Raw genomic sequence first — 16450 nt, forward strand, 5'->3', positions numbered from 1 at the left:
CCTAAAATAATTTATTAAAAACTATTCTACAATGTTGGCACTTTCAGAAAGATGACTCATAGTTTTACGTCTTAGTATATCTTCTTTAATAATATTTAAATCTCCTACCGATTCTAAGGTCAGTTTTAGTTGTGCTGGTTCTTGCTGGAACTGAGGAGCCATCATGGCAATTTCAGTATCTACTTCTTCATCACTCACTGATAAACCTTCTACTTTAGCAATTTCATCTAAAACCAGATCGCGACGCACTTCTTTTTCTGCATCACCCTTCATGTTGCTGCGCAGCTCGTCTAGATCTGAATTGGTGTATTTTAGGTATTGTTCTAACTCTATGCCTTGGGTTCTCAGTCTGTTACTCATATTTTGAATCATATCTTCAACGCGGTTGTTAACCATTTTTTCTGGGATTTCTACCTCTGCGTTTTCAATGGCTTTTTCAATTGCCTGCCGAGTAATTTCTGCTTTAGCTTGACTTTCCTTTCTTTCCTTTAACTTATTCACCAAATCTGCTTTTAATTCTTCCAGGGTGTCAAATTCACTTACATCTTTGGCAAACTCATCATCTAAAGCAGCCAATTCCTTGCGTTTAATGCTACTAACCTTTACTTTGAATACAGCTTCTTTACCAGCAACATCTTCTGCATGGTAATCTGCTGGGAAGGTAACATTAACGTCTTTCTCTTCCCCGGTTTTGACACCTATCATTTGCTCTTCAAAACCTGGAATAAAGGTGCCGGAGCCAATTACCAGAGAAAAACCCTCAGCACTGCCGCCTTCAAAGGCTTCACCATCAATGTAACCTGTAAAATCAATAATGGCAGTGTCGCCATTTTCAATAGCCCCATCCTCTACGCTAATGAGCTTAGCATGACGGTTTTGCATCATTTCCAGTTCTTTTTGTACGTCTTCTTCGGTTACTTCAACAGAAGGTTTGTTTATTTCAAAACCTTTGTATTGGCCAAGTTTAACCTCTGGCTGAACAGCAACCTTTAATTTTAATACCAAAGGCTCTCCGTCTTTACCCTGTATGTCTTCAACTTGTGGTTGATCAATGGGCTTGATGTTGGTTTGTTCCAATGCTTCCTTATAAATGGTTGGAAACATTTGTTCCACCGCTTCTTGAACTAAAGCTTCTTTACCAAAGCGCTGTTCGATAATCATTTTTGGCGCTTTGCCTTTACGAAATCCTGGGATGTTTACTTGATTGGCAATTTTTTTGTATGCCTTATAAATCTCTTTTGAGAATTGTTCGCCATCCACTTGTATTTCTAATCTTACTTCATTCTTTTCTAACTTTTCTGCAGTTGCTTTCATTATCTACTGCTCCCCCTTAATATATGTATTATAACCAGATAAATTTTCCAATAGAATACACCACTATCTATTGTACCCAAAAAAATACCACAATAACAAGTTTAATTCTACATTAAGTGGTAATTTCCTTCACTGGTTTTTTACTTACATTCTAAAGTATTATACTATGTTTGATATTATCTAGTAAATGTTAACTGTTGTCAATGTGGTGATTTACATCATAAAAACAAATGCAAAAAACCTTCAATTAACTAACCTGTTAATTGAAGGCTTAAATTAAGTTTGGTGCGGATGGTGGGAGTCGAACCCACACGGGGTGAACCACTGGATCCTAAGTCCAGCGCGTCTGCCAGTTCCGCCACATCCGCTTGCTTATAGATGGTGAGCCATACTGGACTCGAACCAGTGACACCCTGATTAAAAGTCAGGTGCTCTACCAACTGAGCTAATGGCTCAAATATAAATTGGCTGGGGTGGCAGGATTCGAACCTACGAATGCCGGTGCCAAAAACCGGTGCCTTACCACTTGGCGACACCCCAGCGAATTTTGAGGTTAAAATGGGGTGGATAATGGGACTCGAACCCACGGCCTCCAGAGCCACAATCTGGCGCTCTAACCAACTGAGCTATACCCACCACAGCTCGCAAAAACTATATTAACAAAGCCGCTCTCATTTGTCAACATTTTTTGTTAAGAACTCACCACTTTATTACGGCCCGATCTCTTAGCCTCATATAGTAGGTTATCGGCTACGCTTAATAGTCGATCCAATTCTTTTCCATAGATGCTACAATACTCGCCAGTAAAACATGTTACACCAAGGCTAATGGTAATTTTAATATCCCCACCATCGGTTTTAAATATGTGTTCTTCAACCAGTTTTCTCAAGTATTCAGCAAACTTTGCTGACTCAGCCAATTTTTCATTAGGTAATAGAATGACAAACTCTTCACCACCAAATCTAGCAAGTAAATGTTCAGCCTTAATGGATTTGGCCACTAAGCTGGTTAATTGCACCAACACCTGATCGCCCACCTGATGACCGTAGGTATCATTCACCCTTTTAAAGTAATCTATATCAAATAAAATTACCGAAACCGGAATGTTATCTTTACAGGCACTTTCAATATACTGTTTCATTTTTTTAAATAGGTACCGTCTGTTATATAAATGTGTTAACGGGTCGGTGCAGGCCACCTGCTCTAATTTTTCATTGACCGCAATTAGTTCATCTTGGGACGCAGCCAACTCTTCATTTTGACATTGAATCTCCTGCTGTTGTGTTTTTAATTGTTTAATTTGTTCATTTAATTGATGGTGCATTGCTTTAATTTGTATTGACATTTTATTAAAGGCAGCAACCAACTCATTAATTTCTTGGTTAGATTGAATGTCCACCACATACCCATAGTGTCCATTACCTATCTGCTTGGCAGCCGTAGCTAATTTCTCTAATGGTTTGGCAAACCGACGGGATAACCACACCACCACCGGCAAGAATATAAAGGTTATTAACACGCCAGTGTTAAAGATTGAATAATATGCTTGCCTGATCTCCTTTTTAAGTACAGCATCGGCGTCCTTTTCAATTATAATTGCCATCCGGTTGGTGCTGATGGGTCTATATACTCCGTAAACTTCTCGGCCTAGATAATTGATATATTTATCTGCGCCGCTATTTCCTGCCAGTGCTTGTTTAATGCCAAAGCTGCTGACTTTATAACCCAAGCTACTTTCTTCAATCAGCCCTTGATTAACCAGTTGGCTTTTATACTTAGATTCTGTCACTAGGGCACCATCAGCGTTAACCAAGTAGCTTTCTGTCCATTGATCTAAATTAAAATTCTGCATCAACCGGGAAATGCTATCTAAAGAAACCGCTGAAAAAAGTACACCCACCAGTTGATGGTCGTAATATGCAGGAGCTGAAAATACTATAACCGGGTTCCCTGAAAAGCGGTTAGTAATCACATCTGAAATCCAGGTTTTACCTTTAATAGACTGTTTAAAATATTCCCGATCACTAATACTGATGCCATCACTGGGAGTAGTGCCAGCGATAACATTGCCATTTTTATCTGCCACCCCCAGATCTTCAACCACTGGGTTGGTGTAAGCAATATTTATTAGGTAATCTTCAATAATTTTAGGATCCATAGAGCTAACTTTTCCTGAAGAACTTAACAATAAGCTATATTGCCGCTGCTGCCAAAACCAGTGATTGATAAAATAGACTTGCTTGTCCAACGCCGCCACCAGCGAATTATAGGTTTGTTGTTCTATACTGGTCTTTGTAGAGTGGAAATATACACCAACAGCACTGAAGGTGGGCACAATAATCAAAATCACTAGGCCCAACAGAAGAGTGTTTCTAATTTTGCCTTGTGCAATTACTTTTAGCATGTTATTTACCACCTATTGCCAAAGTTATATCCTGTTAATTATAGAATATAATTTGTTAATAAAACAATAAATTTATTAAATCAAAATTAAAAGACTCCTTTGGATGGAGTCTTTAATGGTTAGTCGCTGGCCAGCGCTGCTTTTAATTTTTGGTAAGTCATTTCTAACCCCTCGGATATTACCCTAACATCACCGATAACCGGCATAAAATTAGTGTCTCCACCCCAGCGGGGTACTATGTGAATATGAAAATGCCCTGGTATACCTGCCCCAGCAATTTTACCGACATTTACACCAACATTAAAGCCCTCAGGATTAAAGGCTTTGCGCAACAAAGTCACCATTTTTTGAGTGGTTTGAAACAACTCTAGAGATTCCTCTGCAGTCAAATCGGCAATATCCCCCACATGCCTTTTAGGTGCCACCAACAGATGACCATTATTATAGGGGTAAATATTTAGTAATACAAAAACTTTTTCTCCGCGGGTGAGTACATAATTCTCTTCATCCGCGGTGGACGCCAGCTTATCGCAAAAAATACACTGTGAGCCGTTATCTTTACCGATGTATACTGTACGCCAAGGTGCCCAAATACGTTCCATTATTTAGACCTCCCGTTTGTGAAATTTTACATTATCCTTTCGAGGTCAACCAGTGTTTTCCTGCTGACAAATACTCTATTTGTCCAACAATTCGGAAATAGTTTTAAAAGTTAGGTGGGCAAAGGGATATTTTAACCAACCATTACCACCTTGATTAGGATGATAATAGTCAATTAATATCTCCCGACCGTCAGGCAGGATTAACACATGGTTATGTATTATTCTTTGATCCATTACTTTAGCATTCCTATCAGTTAAGCAATCCCTTGCATACAGCGGGTTAAACATACAACACCTCGTTCCAAATTTCTGGGCTTGTAATTAAGACGGCAAGAGATGCTTTTCCGTTTCAGTATCAAGCGCTTAATTTTTATTAATTTTTTTCGACAAATTAGTCACATTAGATGAACCCCCACATAGAATAAATCACTGACCATTTCCTAAGGAGGGGTTTAATGTTAGCTACCTTGGGCTCTGTTTTGTTAAGTTTATCCATTGTCAACGGGTTAACTTTTTTTATTTCTTATGTGGTCAACAACAGTTTTAAAAAGCCCCTTAGCCCCGAAGAAACAGTTGCCTATTTTAAGAAGTATCAATCAGGCGATCTGGAAGCTTTTAATGTTCTGGTGGAAAGAAACCTGCGTTTGGTGGCCCATATTGCCAAAAAATATAAGGAAACGACCGAGGAAAGCTACGATGATTTAATCTCCATAGGCACAATTGGTCTAATTAAAGCCATCAACACCTTTGATGTTGAACGTGCCAAGTTTTCAACTTACGCATCCCGCTGTATTCATAATGAAATACTAATGTGTCTTAGGTCAAAGCAGAAGGACAGTTTGTTGGTTTCATTAGAACAACCAATTGGTTGTGATAAGGAAGGCAACGAAGTAACCTGGGAAAATTGTCTAGGCACCGATTCTGAAATAGTGTATGAAGAGGTTGAGGCCAATCAAGAAATGGAACGACTAAAATTGGCAATAGCCAAATTACCTGCTAAAGAGCGAACGGTAATTATTCAGCGTTACGGCTTAAATGGTACCGAACCAAGGTGTCAAAGAAAAATTGCCAAAGACATGGGTATATCCCGCTCTTATGTATCCCGCATTGAAACTAAAGGTTTAAAAAGATTAACTCAATTATTGACACCGTAAAATAGCAATTTAAATTAGGAATTTTGGAGCTAGGCACCGCGTGCTTTGGGTTGGGCGCCTGGCTCCGTCAATGTAACCTGTGTTTAATCAGTTTTACCTTCGGTTAGCATTTTGTTTCGATAATGCCAAGCCAAAACCGCTTCGGCAAAGGCCACCATTTTTTGGGTCATGCCACCACCAACTTTACCATTCATTCTGCTAGGTAAATCCCCTTTGTCAATTTTATCGTAAGCGGCAATTCCCAGTTCGGCAGCCATTTCTGTCTTGAACTCATTTAATGCCGGTTTAACGTAGGGTTTTAATTCTTGGGGCACCAAGCCTGAAGAAGATACTATCTTCAGTAGTTCTGTGGGCTCAAATTCCTTTAAAACTACATCCTTGGCCAAAATAATCCCCCCTAGCATTTATTGGTCTTTAAGAAAAAATTATATTATTCCCAATTTGTATTTTTATTATCACCAATTTTTTTAAAATTATTAAACAAAAAATTTGCAAAAAAATGACCGATTAAATCGGTCATTTATCTTTGTAGCGCAGCGTCTTTGCTTTCATCCCACAACATTTCCATTATCTCCTTTTTAATTGTGGCAAAATGTGGGGAAACAGTTACTCTGTGATCCCTGGGTCTGGGGATGTCCACCGATATCTTGGTTCTAATTTTGCCGGGGCGGCGGGACATTACATAGACATTGTCTGCCAGCAGCACCGCTTCATCAATATCGTGGGTTATAAACAAAATGGTGGTGCGTTCTTGCTCCCACACCGATAGTAACAGTTCTTGCATCACCACTCTAGTTTGGGCATCTAACGCGCCAAAGGGTTCGTCCATTAGCAATACCTCTGGTTTATTGGCCAAAGCCCGGGCAATGGCCACCCGTTGTTTCATACCCCCAGATAATGCCTTTGGCAAAGCATTTGCAAAGCTATTTAGCCCCACCAAATCAATGTAATGCCTAGCAATATTTGCCCTTTCGGCAGGGTCAACACCCTTTACCTTGAGACCAAATTCGACATTCTTCTGCACAGTTAACCATGGAAACAGCGTATAGGTTTGAAAAACCATTCCCCGCTCTGCCCCCGGTCCCACAATTTCTTTACCATTCATGCTAACCACACCGCTGGTTGCCGTTTCTAGCCCCGCAACGATGTTGAGCAGCGTTGACTTACCACAACCACTGGGACCAACAATTACCGCCAGTTCGTTTGCCGCCACTTCCAGATTAATACTGGCCAGGGCTTCAACTTGGTTGTCGGCATTGCCAAACAGCTTGCTTACCTGTTGAATAGATAATTTTGTCATACCTTACCACCAACCTTTTCACTCCAGGGAACCAGCACTTTAGCTAAGCACTTGAAGAGATAATCTGTCAGTAAGCCTAATAAGCCAATAATGATTAACCCGGCAAAGATACGGTCCACAGCTAAAAATCTCTGGGCCTTTAAAATCATATAACCCAGTCCAGAGTTGGCCGCCACCAATTCTGCCACCACTAGGTAAGTCCACGCCCAACCCATGGTAATGCGCAAGCTATCTAAAATCCCTGGCAATGAAGCCGGTAGCAATACCAATCTATAAGTCTGCCATCGGCTGGCACCCAAAGTGGATGCCGCCCGCATTAAATCCCTAGGTACGTTAGCCACCACATCACTAACCATTAAAACCAATTGAAAGAAAGTACCTAAAAATATAATTACAAATTTTTGTAAGTCGCCTATACCAAAGTACAACAGTGTTAGCGGCACCAAAGCCACCACCGGTAAATAACGGGCAAAGTCAATTGTAGGTTCAAATATCGCCTCTGCCCTTTGGGAGGTAGCAATTAAAATACCTAAAGGTATAGCAATTACCACCGCCATTACCCAGCCCACCAGCACTCGATACAAACTGACCAGAGTATAGTCTATTAAAATGCCCTCTTGCTGCATGCCGCCTAAGGATTTTATTACCGCCCCTGGGGTGGGGAGAAACAATTCTTTTACTATGCCTCCATAGGACAATAGGCACCAAGCAGCAGCCAAAAAGGCAAAGGACATTAAAGACAGCGACCGACCTTTTAACATTTATTTAGCAACCTCTTGTACAAAATCTGCGGTAATTAAAGCATCCAAATCTAACTCATTATCAATAATGCCTTTTTGTTGCCAAAACTTACCGGCCCGTTCAGCGGTGGTATAAACAGTGTCGTCACCGTCTTTGCTAAAGAAGGCCAGGTTTTCTTGTTGACCAAAAAACTGCACACCTTGGGCCATTTCCGCCACTTCTTCTTTATCTATTTGCAGTACCCGGGCCATAATCTCGTTACCTTCATCAGGGTTTGCTCGATAAAATTCAATGGCATCAAACCAAGCCTTGGTTAAACCTTCAGCCGCTTGGGGATTTTCCTTTACAAAATCAGACCGCATGGTAACTACATCCACAATGGTTCTGGGTGTTTCTTTGCTGGTTACCAATACATGACCGCCTTCCCTTTGGGACGCATTGGTAATCCACGGTTCCCAAGTTACCGCCGCATCCAATTTGCCAGCCACAAAGGCTGCACCGGCATCGCCAGCAGTCATTTCTTGAATGTTTACATCCTCTTCATTTAAACCGTACTTCTCCAACACCGTTAAAAAGAAAAAGTATGATGTCGATGACTTATCTAACCCCACAGTGGCGCCTTTAAGGTCTGCTACGGTGGCAATTTCCTTTGTAGCTACTATGCCGTCGCCACCTGCCGATTCATCCATGGCAAATATAAATGTTTCTGGTGTGCCTTTAGCAAAGTGGATAACTTCCCGATCCAGAACATTACCTAAAGCTTGAATTTGGCCAGAGGCCAATGCACTGGCATATTGTGATTCATCCTCAATCAGCACCAGTTCCGGGTTGATATTGTACTTTTCAAAGTATCCCTTCTCTTTGGCAATGTAGAGTGGGGCATAGCCTACCCAAGTGGCATGGGCCAGTTTAAATGCTACCGCTTGATCCTGATTGGCTGTGGTTTCTTTATCTTCACCGCCACAACCCATCAGCAACAGTGAAGATATTAACAGCATTACAACAAGGGTAATTAGTTTTTTCGACATAATATTATTCCTCCTTACAAATTCTTTAGTAAGGATTCTACGTTAAAACAATAATACCTTCCCGTATTAGCGATTTAGTTTATTAAAATAATAACTTGTTGCAATAGTCAAATTAACCATTGACCCCCAAATAGTTTTCTGTTAAGATAAATATCGTTCCACAATAAGGGCGATTAGCTCAGCTGGGAGAGCGCCTGCCTTACAAGCAGGATGTCGGCAGTTCGATCCTGTCATCGCCCACCAAACGCCGCTGTGGCTCAGTTGGTAGAGCGCATCCTTGGTAAGGATGAGGTCACCGGTTCAATTCCGGTCAGTGGCTCCACTTGTAATAAAATAAACACCAACCCAAAGGGTTGGTGTTTATTTTTTATATCCATCAATGTTTTGTTGTTCAGCAGGTAAAACAATTACTGCCGTCTCGGGTTTGATATGCCGTTCTGATATTTGTTTGCGCTCAACCTCGGCACCGTTAATTATGGTTACTTCATAAGTAATAATATCGTAGCCATCTTGACCAGGTTTTTCGACCTTTACTTCTCCGGGTTTAAGGCTGTTGTCACTTTTATATATAGTGTCGTGTTTAATTAATTTGCGTTCGGTTTCAATCTTATATTGCACGTTCTTGGCATCATCCTTGTTGCCAAATAAGCTAACCGTTAACTTATTTTCTTCCACCGCACTTTTAATCAGAAGCGGCTTTTTACCATCATTTTTAAACTTAAAATCTTTTATGTCCCCAGCAATGGTTGCATCTTCTCCAATGGGTGCATAATCCACCGGCAATGTGTGGCGATGCCGTTCAACCACAGGTAAGTCTGCAACTTTTACAGCGTTATATAAAGTGGTGGCCACCTGGCATACACCACCACCATAATCATCAACTATCTCATTATCTACAATCACGCTGGCCTTTTGATAGCCCTCCGCTTCAATGCGCGGACCCAGTTGTTGGTTAAGGGAAAATACTTCTCCCGGTTTCATTAAAGTGTTATCTATTTTATTGCTGGCCAGCTTAATATTATGTATTCTTGAACTGCTTGATGAATCTAAGGCTGTGACATAAATGCTTAACTGAGTATTGATATCCTTTAGATCTTCATCAGTCAGTTGAGGTTCAATGGCTTTAGTAACCAACTCCACCTGATGTTCTCTGACATCCAAGTTGGCAAAGCTTTCTACAGTGGCATTGATATCAATAAATTTACCGAGGGTTTCCGATAGTAATACCACTTTTCCTTCAGAATTTGCAATTTTAGCATTAATGGGCTGAATATCATAGGTGGCCTTTTGCTGGGCTAATATTTGACGCAGTGCAGCTTCGTTAAATTTCACCTTTAATGGCAAATTAAAGTCACCTTGCATCAATTTATAATAGTTTGTCATGCCAATCAACGGGTTGGCATTTTTACTTAATTTGTATGCCTCTGATATTGCCCCTTGGTAATCATAACTAAGTTCTACATCCCCGTATTGAATCGTCCAACCATTACCCTCCTGATCTTTAAGCAGCAGGTTGCTGGTGGGGGTAGGTTGGGGTAATGCATCTTTTATTTTTACCAGGGCATCCTCCGACCTCATTCCACCAACGTCTACGCCACTAATGGTGACACCCGGAATTATTTTGTCTTGGTAGCTATATTTTAGAGAAGCCGTGCCAACAGTAACACCAATAATTAATTGCCCAAGTAATAGTGCCCATATTAAAGCGGGGGTATTAAACTTCTTTTTCAACGTTATTTAACGTTAGATCAATATATTTATCATTAGCTATTGCTTGTTCAATTATCTCTGGTGTTACAATGCTTCCCTCTTTAGCAATAACCTCACCGCCATCTGTGATGATATCAGCCGTTACTTTCCTACCAATTAAAAATTCGTTTTGTTTGTCTGCAAAGAACTCTAACGGATCACTTTTAGCTGATTCTGGCTCATCGCTAATTTTTGGTTGGGCAGGCTGTTCTGGTTCAGGCTTAAAGGTGTTATCCTCCGGTAAAATAGTTTCTGTAACGTACTGTTTAAAATCCTTATCGACAATAATTAAATCCCGACCAAAGGTTATTACATGCTGGGATGGAATATAACCACTGGCACTTTCTTCGCCGTTAGGCACCCACTGGCAACCAACTATTTTACCATTTTCATCATCTATTAATAGCTCACTTATGATCCCGGTAATGGTTCCCTTTTCAGTCATCACCTTAGTGCCAATAACCCTTACATTTTTATCCAACAGCATTAAGGCATTTTCATCTGTAGAAAATGGTATCATTTTGTCCTCAGTTCTTACTGTTAGTGCATCTTCACCGATTCCGACTACATTTGCGAAGGGAATTAGCCCGTTTTCTTTAATTGTATTTAGGGGCGCCACTACAATATAATCTACTGCACCATTTTCCGGGTTAATTAGCAGGTCTTTAACCTCGCCTAATTTCAACACTTCCGCAATGCTAAAAACCGGCAGGCCAATAATCTCCTTGCTTGTTTTCACAGCGTGTCCTTCTCCTTCCGCTCCACATTTACTTACTTATTTTCTCCAAAGTCATGGAAAATGCCTTCTTTTTGATAAAATCCGGCACCTGGTTGTAAGGTAAACTGGGTAGTTTGTTTTCTTTTAATAGGTCTATCATAATGTTTAAATATACCAGCTTTTCTCGCCAAGCCTTTAGGCCAGGGTGTTGTTGTAAATCGCTTTCTTTAATGTAGGCCACCAGTAGGTTAGCTGCGAACTGGTAGATACCCAAATGCTGATAAATAGTGCTTATTTCTGAAACGGCCAAATACTTTAGCATTGGCTCTGGCTGCTGTTTTAACGCCTCCATCAGTAGTTTAACCGCATCATTATAGTTACCCAGGCGAGATTGACTTAATCCTTTGGAAACTAATTGTTGGACGGTCAATACCTCCACCACAGGTTCAATAACCTCAGTTGTTGTTTGTTCTAACTCTTCATTAATAGCTTCTGGCTCTTCTGCCATTACAGCTTCTTCATTAGCTTCTTCTATATCAGTACCGATTACATGCTCGCTTTCGGTTGCGGAGCTTTCTTCAATTTCTGCTGTCGCAGTCTCAAAATGATATTGCTCTTGCATTGGCAGTTCAGGCTCGGCGCTAGTTATAGAGCTGGTGATCTGCTCATTTGAATAGCTGTCTTGAATGTCATCTTCTGCATTAGCTTCTTCAATATCAGTGTCGATTATATGCTCACTTTCGCCTGTGGCGCTTTCATCAATTTCTGCTGTCGAAGTCTCAAAATGATATTGCTCTTGCATTGTCAGTTCAGGCTCTGCTGTGGCAGCTGTTTCTGCCAAACCAGCCGCCACTTCCGGCAACTCAGTGGTATCATTATCTTTAGAGTCTGTAAGTTCCATTCTTTTTACGACAATAGCAGCCAAAAAATAGATTATAATATAAATTATTATAATTATCAGCGGACTAACCCGTGTTATTACCAAAGGAAAAATAGCTGTCATTATAAATCCCAACAGGCTAATACCAATGGCACCCTTAATAGGCAGGTGTCTTTTGATTATAAAATAACTAACGGCTGCTACTATAGAAATCAGTATGTAATAAGGTGCCATACAACCTCCATTTAAATCCATAATTTAAATATTGTTCTACAAATAACATAGTAATCCTTTTTCTTCAACAGATTTTTGTAGCAAATATTATAGTGCCACAGCAGCTTTTAAACACCAATAAAAAATGGCAGTTGACATACTTATTTTTTTTTGTTACTATTGGTAATGCGTTCGATGTTAAAAAAATCTTGTCCCAGTAGCTCAGCTGGATAGAGCAACGGACTTCTAATCCGTAGGTCAGGGGTTCGAATCCCTTCTGGGACGCCAGTAAAAACTAAGACACCGCAAAGGTTTGCGGTGTCTTTTGCTTTTTGGCGAAACTTGCGTAAGTAGCGTAAGGGGAACAATTTGGGAACATTCTTAACAAAACAATACTTTAAATACTTTGATTAGATTTAATAATACCCTATATCAAAAACGACACTTTCTTTAACAAGTGATTCATCCACCAGACAGCCTAGTTTGTGTTAATCTACCGCTGGTGCCGGTTCCCCAGATTGTTGCAGATTATTGCCGCCAGTGTTATTTATTTTGCCTAGATAAAATTGACATGTGATACTATATATGGTACTATAAACTTAAAGAAAAGAGTTAAAGGCGGGTGAAAAAATTGTAATGAGTAAACTCCAGAAACTCTACCAAAGGATCAAAAATAATCCTAAAGCAGTAAGATTTGAAGAATTAGATAAAATACTAAGATCGGCTGGGTTTGCAAAACGACAACCTAAGGGTGGCTCAAGTCACCATATTTATGTAAAAGGCGATAAAATGTTATCCGTGCCATATAAGCAACCACACATAAAATCTACATATGTTGAACGGGCAATAGAACTAATAGGGGATTGCTTTGATGAGTAACCCCCTCTAAAGGAGGTATAAACATGAGTGTTAAAAATTTAGACTACTATCTGTCTTTGCCTTATAAAATCACCTTGCATCCGGATAAGGAAGAATGTGGCTTTGTCGTTGAGATACCGGAGTTACCGGGTTGTATATCACAAGGTGAAACTAAAGAAGAGGCCTTGGCAATGATCGAGGATGCAAAGGTTGGTTGGCTAGAAACAGCTATAGAACTAGGAATCGAAATACCGGAACCAGTGCCTGAGGATGATGAGTTTAGTGGCAGATTTGTTTTACGCTTGCCAAAGTCCTTACACCGTGATTTAGCTGATAGGGCCAAAAGAGAAAATGTGAGTTTAAACCAGCTTACTACTTATTTGCTTTCTTCAGCCTTGGGTAAAAACATGGAGTTAAGAAAATAAATTGATTATCCCCTGTTCAATTGCAACAGGGGATTGCTTTTTAAGTAAATAACAAGGCGTAATTATTGCCCAGCGTGGCGTGTCCGAGCAAACTGCCCTCTAATGTGTATTTGAAATCTATTGTGGTGTAATCCAGTTCGCTAAATTTACCGAGGTCATGAAGGACAGCACCGGCTATCATCATATCTTTATTGCAGGTTTCTGTTGCATTACTGATAGACACAGCAATTGATAAAACACTTGCTGTGTGTTCCAGCAACCCACCGATATAGGCATGATGATGAAAAGCGGCGACCGGGGCAAGTTTTAAGTCTGTTTCAAATTTCTCCAAGATGGCTTGTACCATCTCCCTTAGGCCATCGTCTGCAATCTCATTGACATAACCATATTTATTACATCGTTTAATTTTGATACCAGTTTAATGTATTCTTGTTTATTAAATTCTCTACCATTAACACTAAATTCCTCTTTTGAAAGTAATTCCTCAACCGGTTGTATTATTGCATTTTTTTCTGTTATTCCAGCAACTTTCAATAACTCAATTGTTTCAACCCCTAATGCTTTGGCTAGAAGTTGCATTTCTCTATGAAGTTGAGAAAGAACGTGTATTTCTAACTTGCCAATTTCCAATTTGTAAACAAAAAACGCCTTTTACTTATAATTCCTTTAGGAAGACTTCTCCCTAAGAATCATAAGTAAAAGGCGTTTAAATAGCTTTATCCATTACTCTGTGCATTTTCACCATCTTCTATATTAAAGTCTTGCATTTGATGTTTGAAGTTGACGATCCTGTTAGTTGAATCCCATTCTAAATCACATGCCAATAGTGCGGCCAATGCTCTGCAAGGCATAAACATCATGTCATTTTTAATTAAAACCGAGCCATTATCTAACTCTATCAGTCGACCACGATAACTAACGGCAAGCGTTTGGTTGTGCTGACCCCAATGCAGTTCGGCAGCTAACGCGTTTAACACCGGTCTAACCGGAATCATTGTGACGCCCTTTTCAATAAATGGGGCCGCATTTAATGGTACCTGCTCACCTTCTACCAGTAACATAACCGGACTTAGTTCCTTTAACGTAACAACTAACTGATTGTCTACACTGTCAGTATTAATTATTATTGGGTTAGGTTTATTGTTTTTAAATTTATAATCCCAAGAGCCATACCAAACAGCAGCGTCGTCACCGGGAGTTGCATACTCAACCGGTATTGAATGATTGTGCCTCTCCATCACTGCCACCCCTGCCCTTAAAGCAGCTTGATGAATGGCTGTTGACGTACGGCAAACACCACCGCCTACATCTTTAATGCGAGCGTACCCCCTACTGGTCCAGCCAATCGACTCTGACCATACAAAACCGCGCTCCAGTGTACGCGGTCCCACAGTTTTATTAAAAGAAAACACCTCTCCCGGCTGAATAACGGTGCCATCAACCAACTGGGCAGAATAGGATGTGTTATGAATACCTCCAGGAATTTCTGGTCCCGGTAGCGGCAATTGATATTGTGATATATCGACAACATTGACTGGATTAGGTTGTGTTGCCAACACTGGCGGAGTATAAATACAAGATACAGTTAGCAGCAAAATGATAATCATATAACGTGGTAATTTCACATCAAGACAACACCTTTTCATTGTAAATGTATTTACTAATTAGGTATTAAATTGTAAAATCCTCCATAAATTTGAGGAATTATTTAGAACAACCTGATTTCCACCAAGCTTTAGTTGCGCTTGTGTGGTGCCAAAAACAAAAAAAACTGAGCTGTTTGCTCAGTTAATTAGCCTAAGGGTCGGGCGGTGAGGCCCGGTAACCCTGAGGGGATTAAGGAAGTATAAATATTATTATAGCCTTTAACTATTAAACCGTGGTTAATATTGTGTTAATATTTTATTTCTAATTGTACATATAATATTTGGGATAATATTTTAAAAAACTATACAAAAAGTATTGACATTTGAGCAGGTTGTAAATATAATAAAAATGTAATTATTACAAAATTGAAGTTAATACAGTTATAAAAAAGGGATGGTATTATGAGCTTTAATAATAAAACTATCGAAGAATACCTGAAAGACCATGGCATCAAGCCGTCTTTTCAAAGAATTAGGATTTTTGACTATCTTGTTAAGCATAAAAATCACCCTACTGTTGATGGTATCTTCAAAGCATTGATTAATGAAATACCTACCCTTTCTAAAACCACAGTTTACAACACCCTTAAACTTTTTTTAGAGCAAGGTATCGTACAGCTACTGGTGATAGAAGAAAATGAAACTAGGTATGATGCCGATACCTCAACCCATGGTCATTTTAAATGTGAACAATGCGGTAAAGTCTATGATATCAGTGTGGATTTATCTGATGTGGACTTAACTGAGTTAGAAAAGCATCAGGTTAATGAACAGCACATATATTTTAAAGGCATTTGTCATGGGTGCCTTAATAACAAATAAATGAAAATTATATAAGGAGGAATTTAGAATGAAAAAATTTGTTTGTACAGTATGTGGGTATGTACACAATGGAGAAACTGCACCAGAAAAATGTCCACAATGTGGAGTGAAAGCTGAAAAGTTTGTGGAAAAACAAGCGGGCGAAACACTGGCTTGGGCCGATGAGCATAAAGTTGGCGTTGCCAAAGGCTTAGATCCAGAGGTGGTGCAAGCCCTTAAAGATAACTTCATGGGTGAATGTACAGAGGTAGGTATGTATTTGGCCATGAGTAGGCAAGCTGACCGTCAAGGTTATCCCGAGGTGGCTGAAGCATATAAGAGAATTGCTTGGGAAGAAGCTGAACACGCAGCTAAATTTGCTGAATTGTTAGGTGAAGTTGTGGCTGCCGATACTAAAGCCAACCTACAAGCAAGGGTGGAAGCAGAGCACGGTGCTTGCCAAGGTAAAAAGGACTTGGCAACCAAAGCTAAACAACTGGGCTACGATGCCATTCACGACACCGTTCATGAAATGTGTAAAGACGAAGCCCGCCACGGTGCAGCCTTTAATGGCCTGTTAAACAGATATTTCAAATAAAACACCGAACAGCCAAACG

19 protein-coding genes and 7 tRNA genes are annotated in these 16450 nt (G+C 40.0%); 8 read left to right on the forward strand and 18 right to left on the reverse strand.

Features of this window, described 5'->3' with window-relative positions; all coding sequences use genetic code 11:
* Positions 1-21 precede the first annotated feature (21 nt).
* From tig to V6C27_00485, 8 genes are all read right to left on the reverse strand, one after another.
* Positions 22-1314 carry a trigger factor gene (gene tig / locus V6C27_00450; protein ID MEG6614903.1) on the reverse strand — a complete coding sequence of 431 codons (1293 nt, stop codon included), beginning with the start codon at positions 1312-1314 and terminating at the stop codon, positions 22-24.
* A gap of 283 nt (positions 1315-1597) precedes the next feature.
* Positions 1598-1682, reverse strand: a tRNA-Leu gene (locus V6C27_00455).
* 11 nt (positions 1683-1693) lie between these two features.
* Positions 1694-1769, reverse strand: a tRNA-Lys gene (locus V6C27_00460).
* A gap of 10 nt (positions 1770-1779) precedes the next feature.
* Positions 1780-1854, reverse strand: a tRNA-Gln gene (locus V6C27_00465).
* Between the two features lie 19 nt (positions 1855-1873).
* A tRNA-His gene (locus tag V6C27_00470) sits at positions 1874-1950 on the reverse strand.
* 55 nt (positions 1951-2005) lie between these two features.
* Complete coding sequence (locus tag V6C27_00475; GenBank protein MEG6614904.1) at positions 2006-3718, reverse strand: diguanylate cyclase; 1713 nt, start codon at positions 3716-3718, stop codon at positions 2006-2008.
* Between the two features lie 119 nt (positions 3719-3837).
* The gene (locus tag V6C27_00480; GenBank protein ID MEG6614905.1) at positions 3838-4320 is read right to left on the reverse strand and encodes an HIT domain-containing protein; all 483 of its coding nucleotides are present in this window, start codon (positions 4318-4320) and stop codon (positions 3838-3840) included.
* A gap of 75 nt (positions 4321-4395) precedes the next feature.
* Positions 4396-4608, reverse strand: coding sequence for a hypothetical protein (locus V6C27_00485; protein MEG6614906.1), 213 nt, complete (start codon positions 4606-4608; stop codon positions 4396-4398).
* Between the two features lie 167 nt (positions 4609-4775).
* On the opposite strand from V6C27_00485, the gene sigK reads away from it, so the two are divergent.
* Positions 4776-5474: an RNA polymerase sporulation sigma factor SigK gene (sigK, locus tag V6C27_00490; protein ID MEG6614907.1), complete on the forward strand. Its 699-nt coding sequence runs from the start codon at positions 4776-4778 to the stop codon at positions 5472-5474.
* A gap of 83 nt (positions 5475-5557) precedes the next feature.
* Here sigK and V6C27_00495 read toward each other — a convergent pair whose 3' ends face one another.
* From V6C27_00495 to V6C27_00510, 4 genes are all read right to left on the reverse strand, one after another.
* Entirely contained in the window at positions 5558-5860 is a 303-nt protein-coding gene (locus V6C27_00495; protein MEG6614908.1) for an alpha/beta-type small acid-soluble spore protein, read from the reverse strand.
* A 134-nt stretch (positions 5861-5994) separates the two neighbouring features.
* Positions 5995-6774 (reverse strand): ABC transporter ATP-binding protein, encoded by a 780-nt coding sequence (locus V6C27_00500; GenBank protein MEG6614909.1) that lies wholly within the window; start codon positions 6772-6774, stop codon positions 5995-5997.
* Entirely contained in the window at positions 6771-7535 is a 765-nt protein-coding gene (locus V6C27_00505) for an ABC transporter permease (GenBank protein ID MEG6614910.1), read from the reverse strand. Before V6C27_00505 ends, V6C27_00500 begins: the two co-directional genes overlap by 4 nt.
* Complete coding sequence (locus V6C27_00510; protein ID MEG6614911.1) at positions 7536-8543, reverse strand: ABC transporter substrate-binding protein; 1008 nt, start codon at positions 8541-8543, stop codon at positions 7536-7538.
* A 167-nt stretch (positions 8544-8710) separates the two neighbouring features.
* Between V6C27_00510 and V6C27_00515 the strand changes: the two genes are divergently transcribed.
* Together V6C27_00515 and V6C27_00520 are read left to right on the forward strand one after the other, a co-directional pair.
* Positions 8711-8786: transfer RNA gene (locus tag V6C27_00515), tRNA-Val, on the forward strand.
* A 3-nt stretch (positions 8787-8789) separates the two neighbouring features.
* Positions 8790-8865, forward strand: a tRNA-Thr gene (locus V6C27_00520).
* Between the two features lie 38 nt (positions 8866-8903).
* Here the strand turns inward: V6C27_00520 and V6C27_00525 are convergent.
* The 3 genes from V6C27_00525 to V6C27_00535 are packed head-to-tail and all read right to left on the reverse strand — an operon-like array spanning position 8904 to position 11911.
* Positions 8904-10274, reverse strand: a complete 1371-nt coding sequence (locus tag V6C27_00525; protein MEG6614912.1) for a VanW family protein — start codon at positions 10272-10274, stop codon at positions 8904-8906.
* Complete coding sequence (locus V6C27_00530; protein MEG6614913.1) at positions 10258-11031, reverse strand: PRC-barrel domain-containing protein; 774 nt, start codon at positions 11029-11031, stop codon at positions 10258-10260. The genes V6C27_00525 and V6C27_00530 overlap by 17 nt, the downstream gene beginning before the upstream one ends.
* A gap of 28 nt (positions 11032-11059) precedes the next feature.
* A complete protein-coding gene (locus V6C27_00535) occupies positions 11060-11911 on the reverse strand; it encodes a hypothetical protein (protein ID MEG6614914.1) in 852 nt (283 codons plus the stop codon).
* A gap of 403 nt (positions 11912-12314) precedes the next feature.
* Between V6C27_00535 and V6C27_00540 the strand changes: the two genes are divergently transcribed.
* From V6C27_00540 to V6C27_00550, 3 genes are all read left to right on the forward strand, one after another.
* A tRNA-Arg gene (locus V6C27_00540) sits at positions 12315-12391 on the forward strand.
* Positions 12392-12739: 348 nt separating this feature from the next.
* Positions 12740-12982 (forward strand): toxin HicA, encoded by a 243-nt coding sequence (locus V6C27_00545; protein ID MEG6614915.1) that lies wholly within the window; start codon positions 12740-12742, stop codon positions 12980-12982.
* A 23-nt stretch (positions 12983-13005) separates the two neighbouring features.
* Positions 13006-13386: a type II toxin-antitoxin system HicB family antitoxin gene (locus V6C27_00550; GenBank protein ID MEG6614916.1), complete on the forward strand. Its 381-nt coding sequence runs from the start codon at positions 13006-13008 to the stop codon at positions 13384-13386.
* A 40-nt stretch (positions 13387-13426) separates the two neighbouring features.
* Here V6C27_00550 and V6C27_00555 read toward each other — a convergent pair whose 3' ends face one another.
* The 3 genes from V6C27_00555 to V6C27_00565 all read right to left on the reverse strand — a co-directional run bounded on the left by V6C27_00555 (position 13427) and on the right by V6C27_00565 (position 15011).
* A complete protein-coding gene (locus tag V6C27_00555; protein MEG6614917.1) occupies positions 13427-13732 on the reverse strand; it encodes an HD domain-containing protein in 306 nt (101 codons plus the stop codon).
* Between the two features lie 5 nt (positions 13733-13737).
* Positions 13738-14016: a hypothetical protein gene (locus tag V6C27_00560; protein MEG6614918.1), complete on the reverse strand. Its 279-nt coding sequence runs from the start codon at positions 14014-14016 to the stop codon at positions 13738-13740.
* Between the two features lie 86 nt (positions 14017-14102).
* A complete protein-coding gene (locus V6C27_00565) occupies positions 14103-15011 on the reverse strand; it encodes a VanW family protein (protein MEG6614919.1) in 909 nt (302 codons plus the stop codon).
* A 423-nt stretch (positions 15012-15434) separates the two neighbouring features.
* Between V6C27_00565 and V6C27_00570 the strand changes: the two genes are divergently transcribed.
* On the forward strand, positions 15435-15854 hold the full coding sequence (locus V6C27_00570) for a Fur family transcriptional regulator (protein MEG6614920.1): 420 nt from the start codon (positions 15435-15437) through the stop codon (positions 15852-15854).
* A gap of 28 nt (positions 15855-15882) precedes the next feature.
* Positions 15883-16431, forward strand: coding sequence for an NADH peroxidase (locus tag V6C27_00575; protein MEG6614921.1), 549 nt, complete (start codon positions 15883-15885; stop codon positions 16429-16431).
* Positions 16432-16450 lie beyond the last annotated feature (19 nt).

It is taken from the genome of Peptococcaceae bacterium 1198_IL3148, assembly GCA_036763105.1.
In the GTDB taxonomy this organism is placed as follows: Bacteria; Bacillota; Desulfotomaculia; order Desulfotomaculales; family Desulfohalotomaculaceae; genus JBAIYS01.

Coding starts and splice junctions, on each gene's coding strand:
- tig (MEG6614903.1), bottom strand. CDS start 1,314: ATGAAAGCAACTGCAGAAAAGTTAGAAAAGAATGAAGTAAGATTAGAA.
- V6C27_00475 (MEG6614904.1), bottom strand. CDS start 3,718: ATGCTAAAAGTAATTGCACAAGGCAAAATTAGAAACACTCTTCTGTTG.
- V6C27_00480 (MEG6614905.1), bottom strand. CDS start 4,320: ATGGAACGTATTTGGGCACCTTGGCGTACAGTATACATCGGTAAAGAT.
- V6C27_00485 (MEG6614906.1), bottom strand. CDS start 4,608: ATGTTTAACCCGCTGTATGCAAGGGATTGCTTAACTGATAGGAATGCT.
- sigK (MEG6614907.1), top strand. CDS start 4,776: ATGTTAGCTACCTTGGGCTCTGTTTTGTTAAGTTTATCCATTGTCAAC.
- V6C27_00500 (MEG6614909.1), bottom strand. CDS start 6,774: ATGACAAAATTATCTATTCAACAGGTAAGCAAGCTGTTTGGCAATGCC.
- V6C27_00505 (MEG6614910.1), bottom strand. CDS start 7,535: ATGTTAAAAGGTCGGTCGCTGTCTTTAATGTCCTTTGCCTTTTTGGCT.
- V6C27_00510 (MEG6614911.1), bottom strand. CDS start 8,543: ATGTCGAAAAAACTAATTACCCTTGTTGTAATGCTGTTAATATCTTCA.
- V6C27_00535 (MEG6614914.1), bottom strand. CDS start 11,911: ATGGAACTTACAGACTCTAAAGATAATGATACCACTGAGTTGCCGGAA.
- V6C27_00545 (MEG6614915.1), top strand. CDS start 12,740: ATGAGTAAACTCCAGAAACTCTACCAAAGGATCAAAAATAATCCTAAA.
- V6C27_00550 (MEG6614916.1), top strand. CDS start 13,006: ATGAGTGTTAAAAATTTAGACTACTATCTGTCTTTGCCTTATAAAATC.
- V6C27_00555 (MEG6614917.1), bottom strand. CDS start 13,732: ATGGTACAAGCCATCTTGGAGAAATTTGAAACAGACTTAAAACTTGCC.
- V6C27_00570 (MEG6614920.1), top strand. CDS start 15,435: ATGAGCTTTAATAATAAAACTATCGAAGAATACCTGAAAGACCATGGC.
- V6C27_00575 (MEG6614921.1), top strand. CDS start 15,883: ATGAAAAAATTTGTTTGTACAGTATGTGGGTATGTACACAATGGAGAA.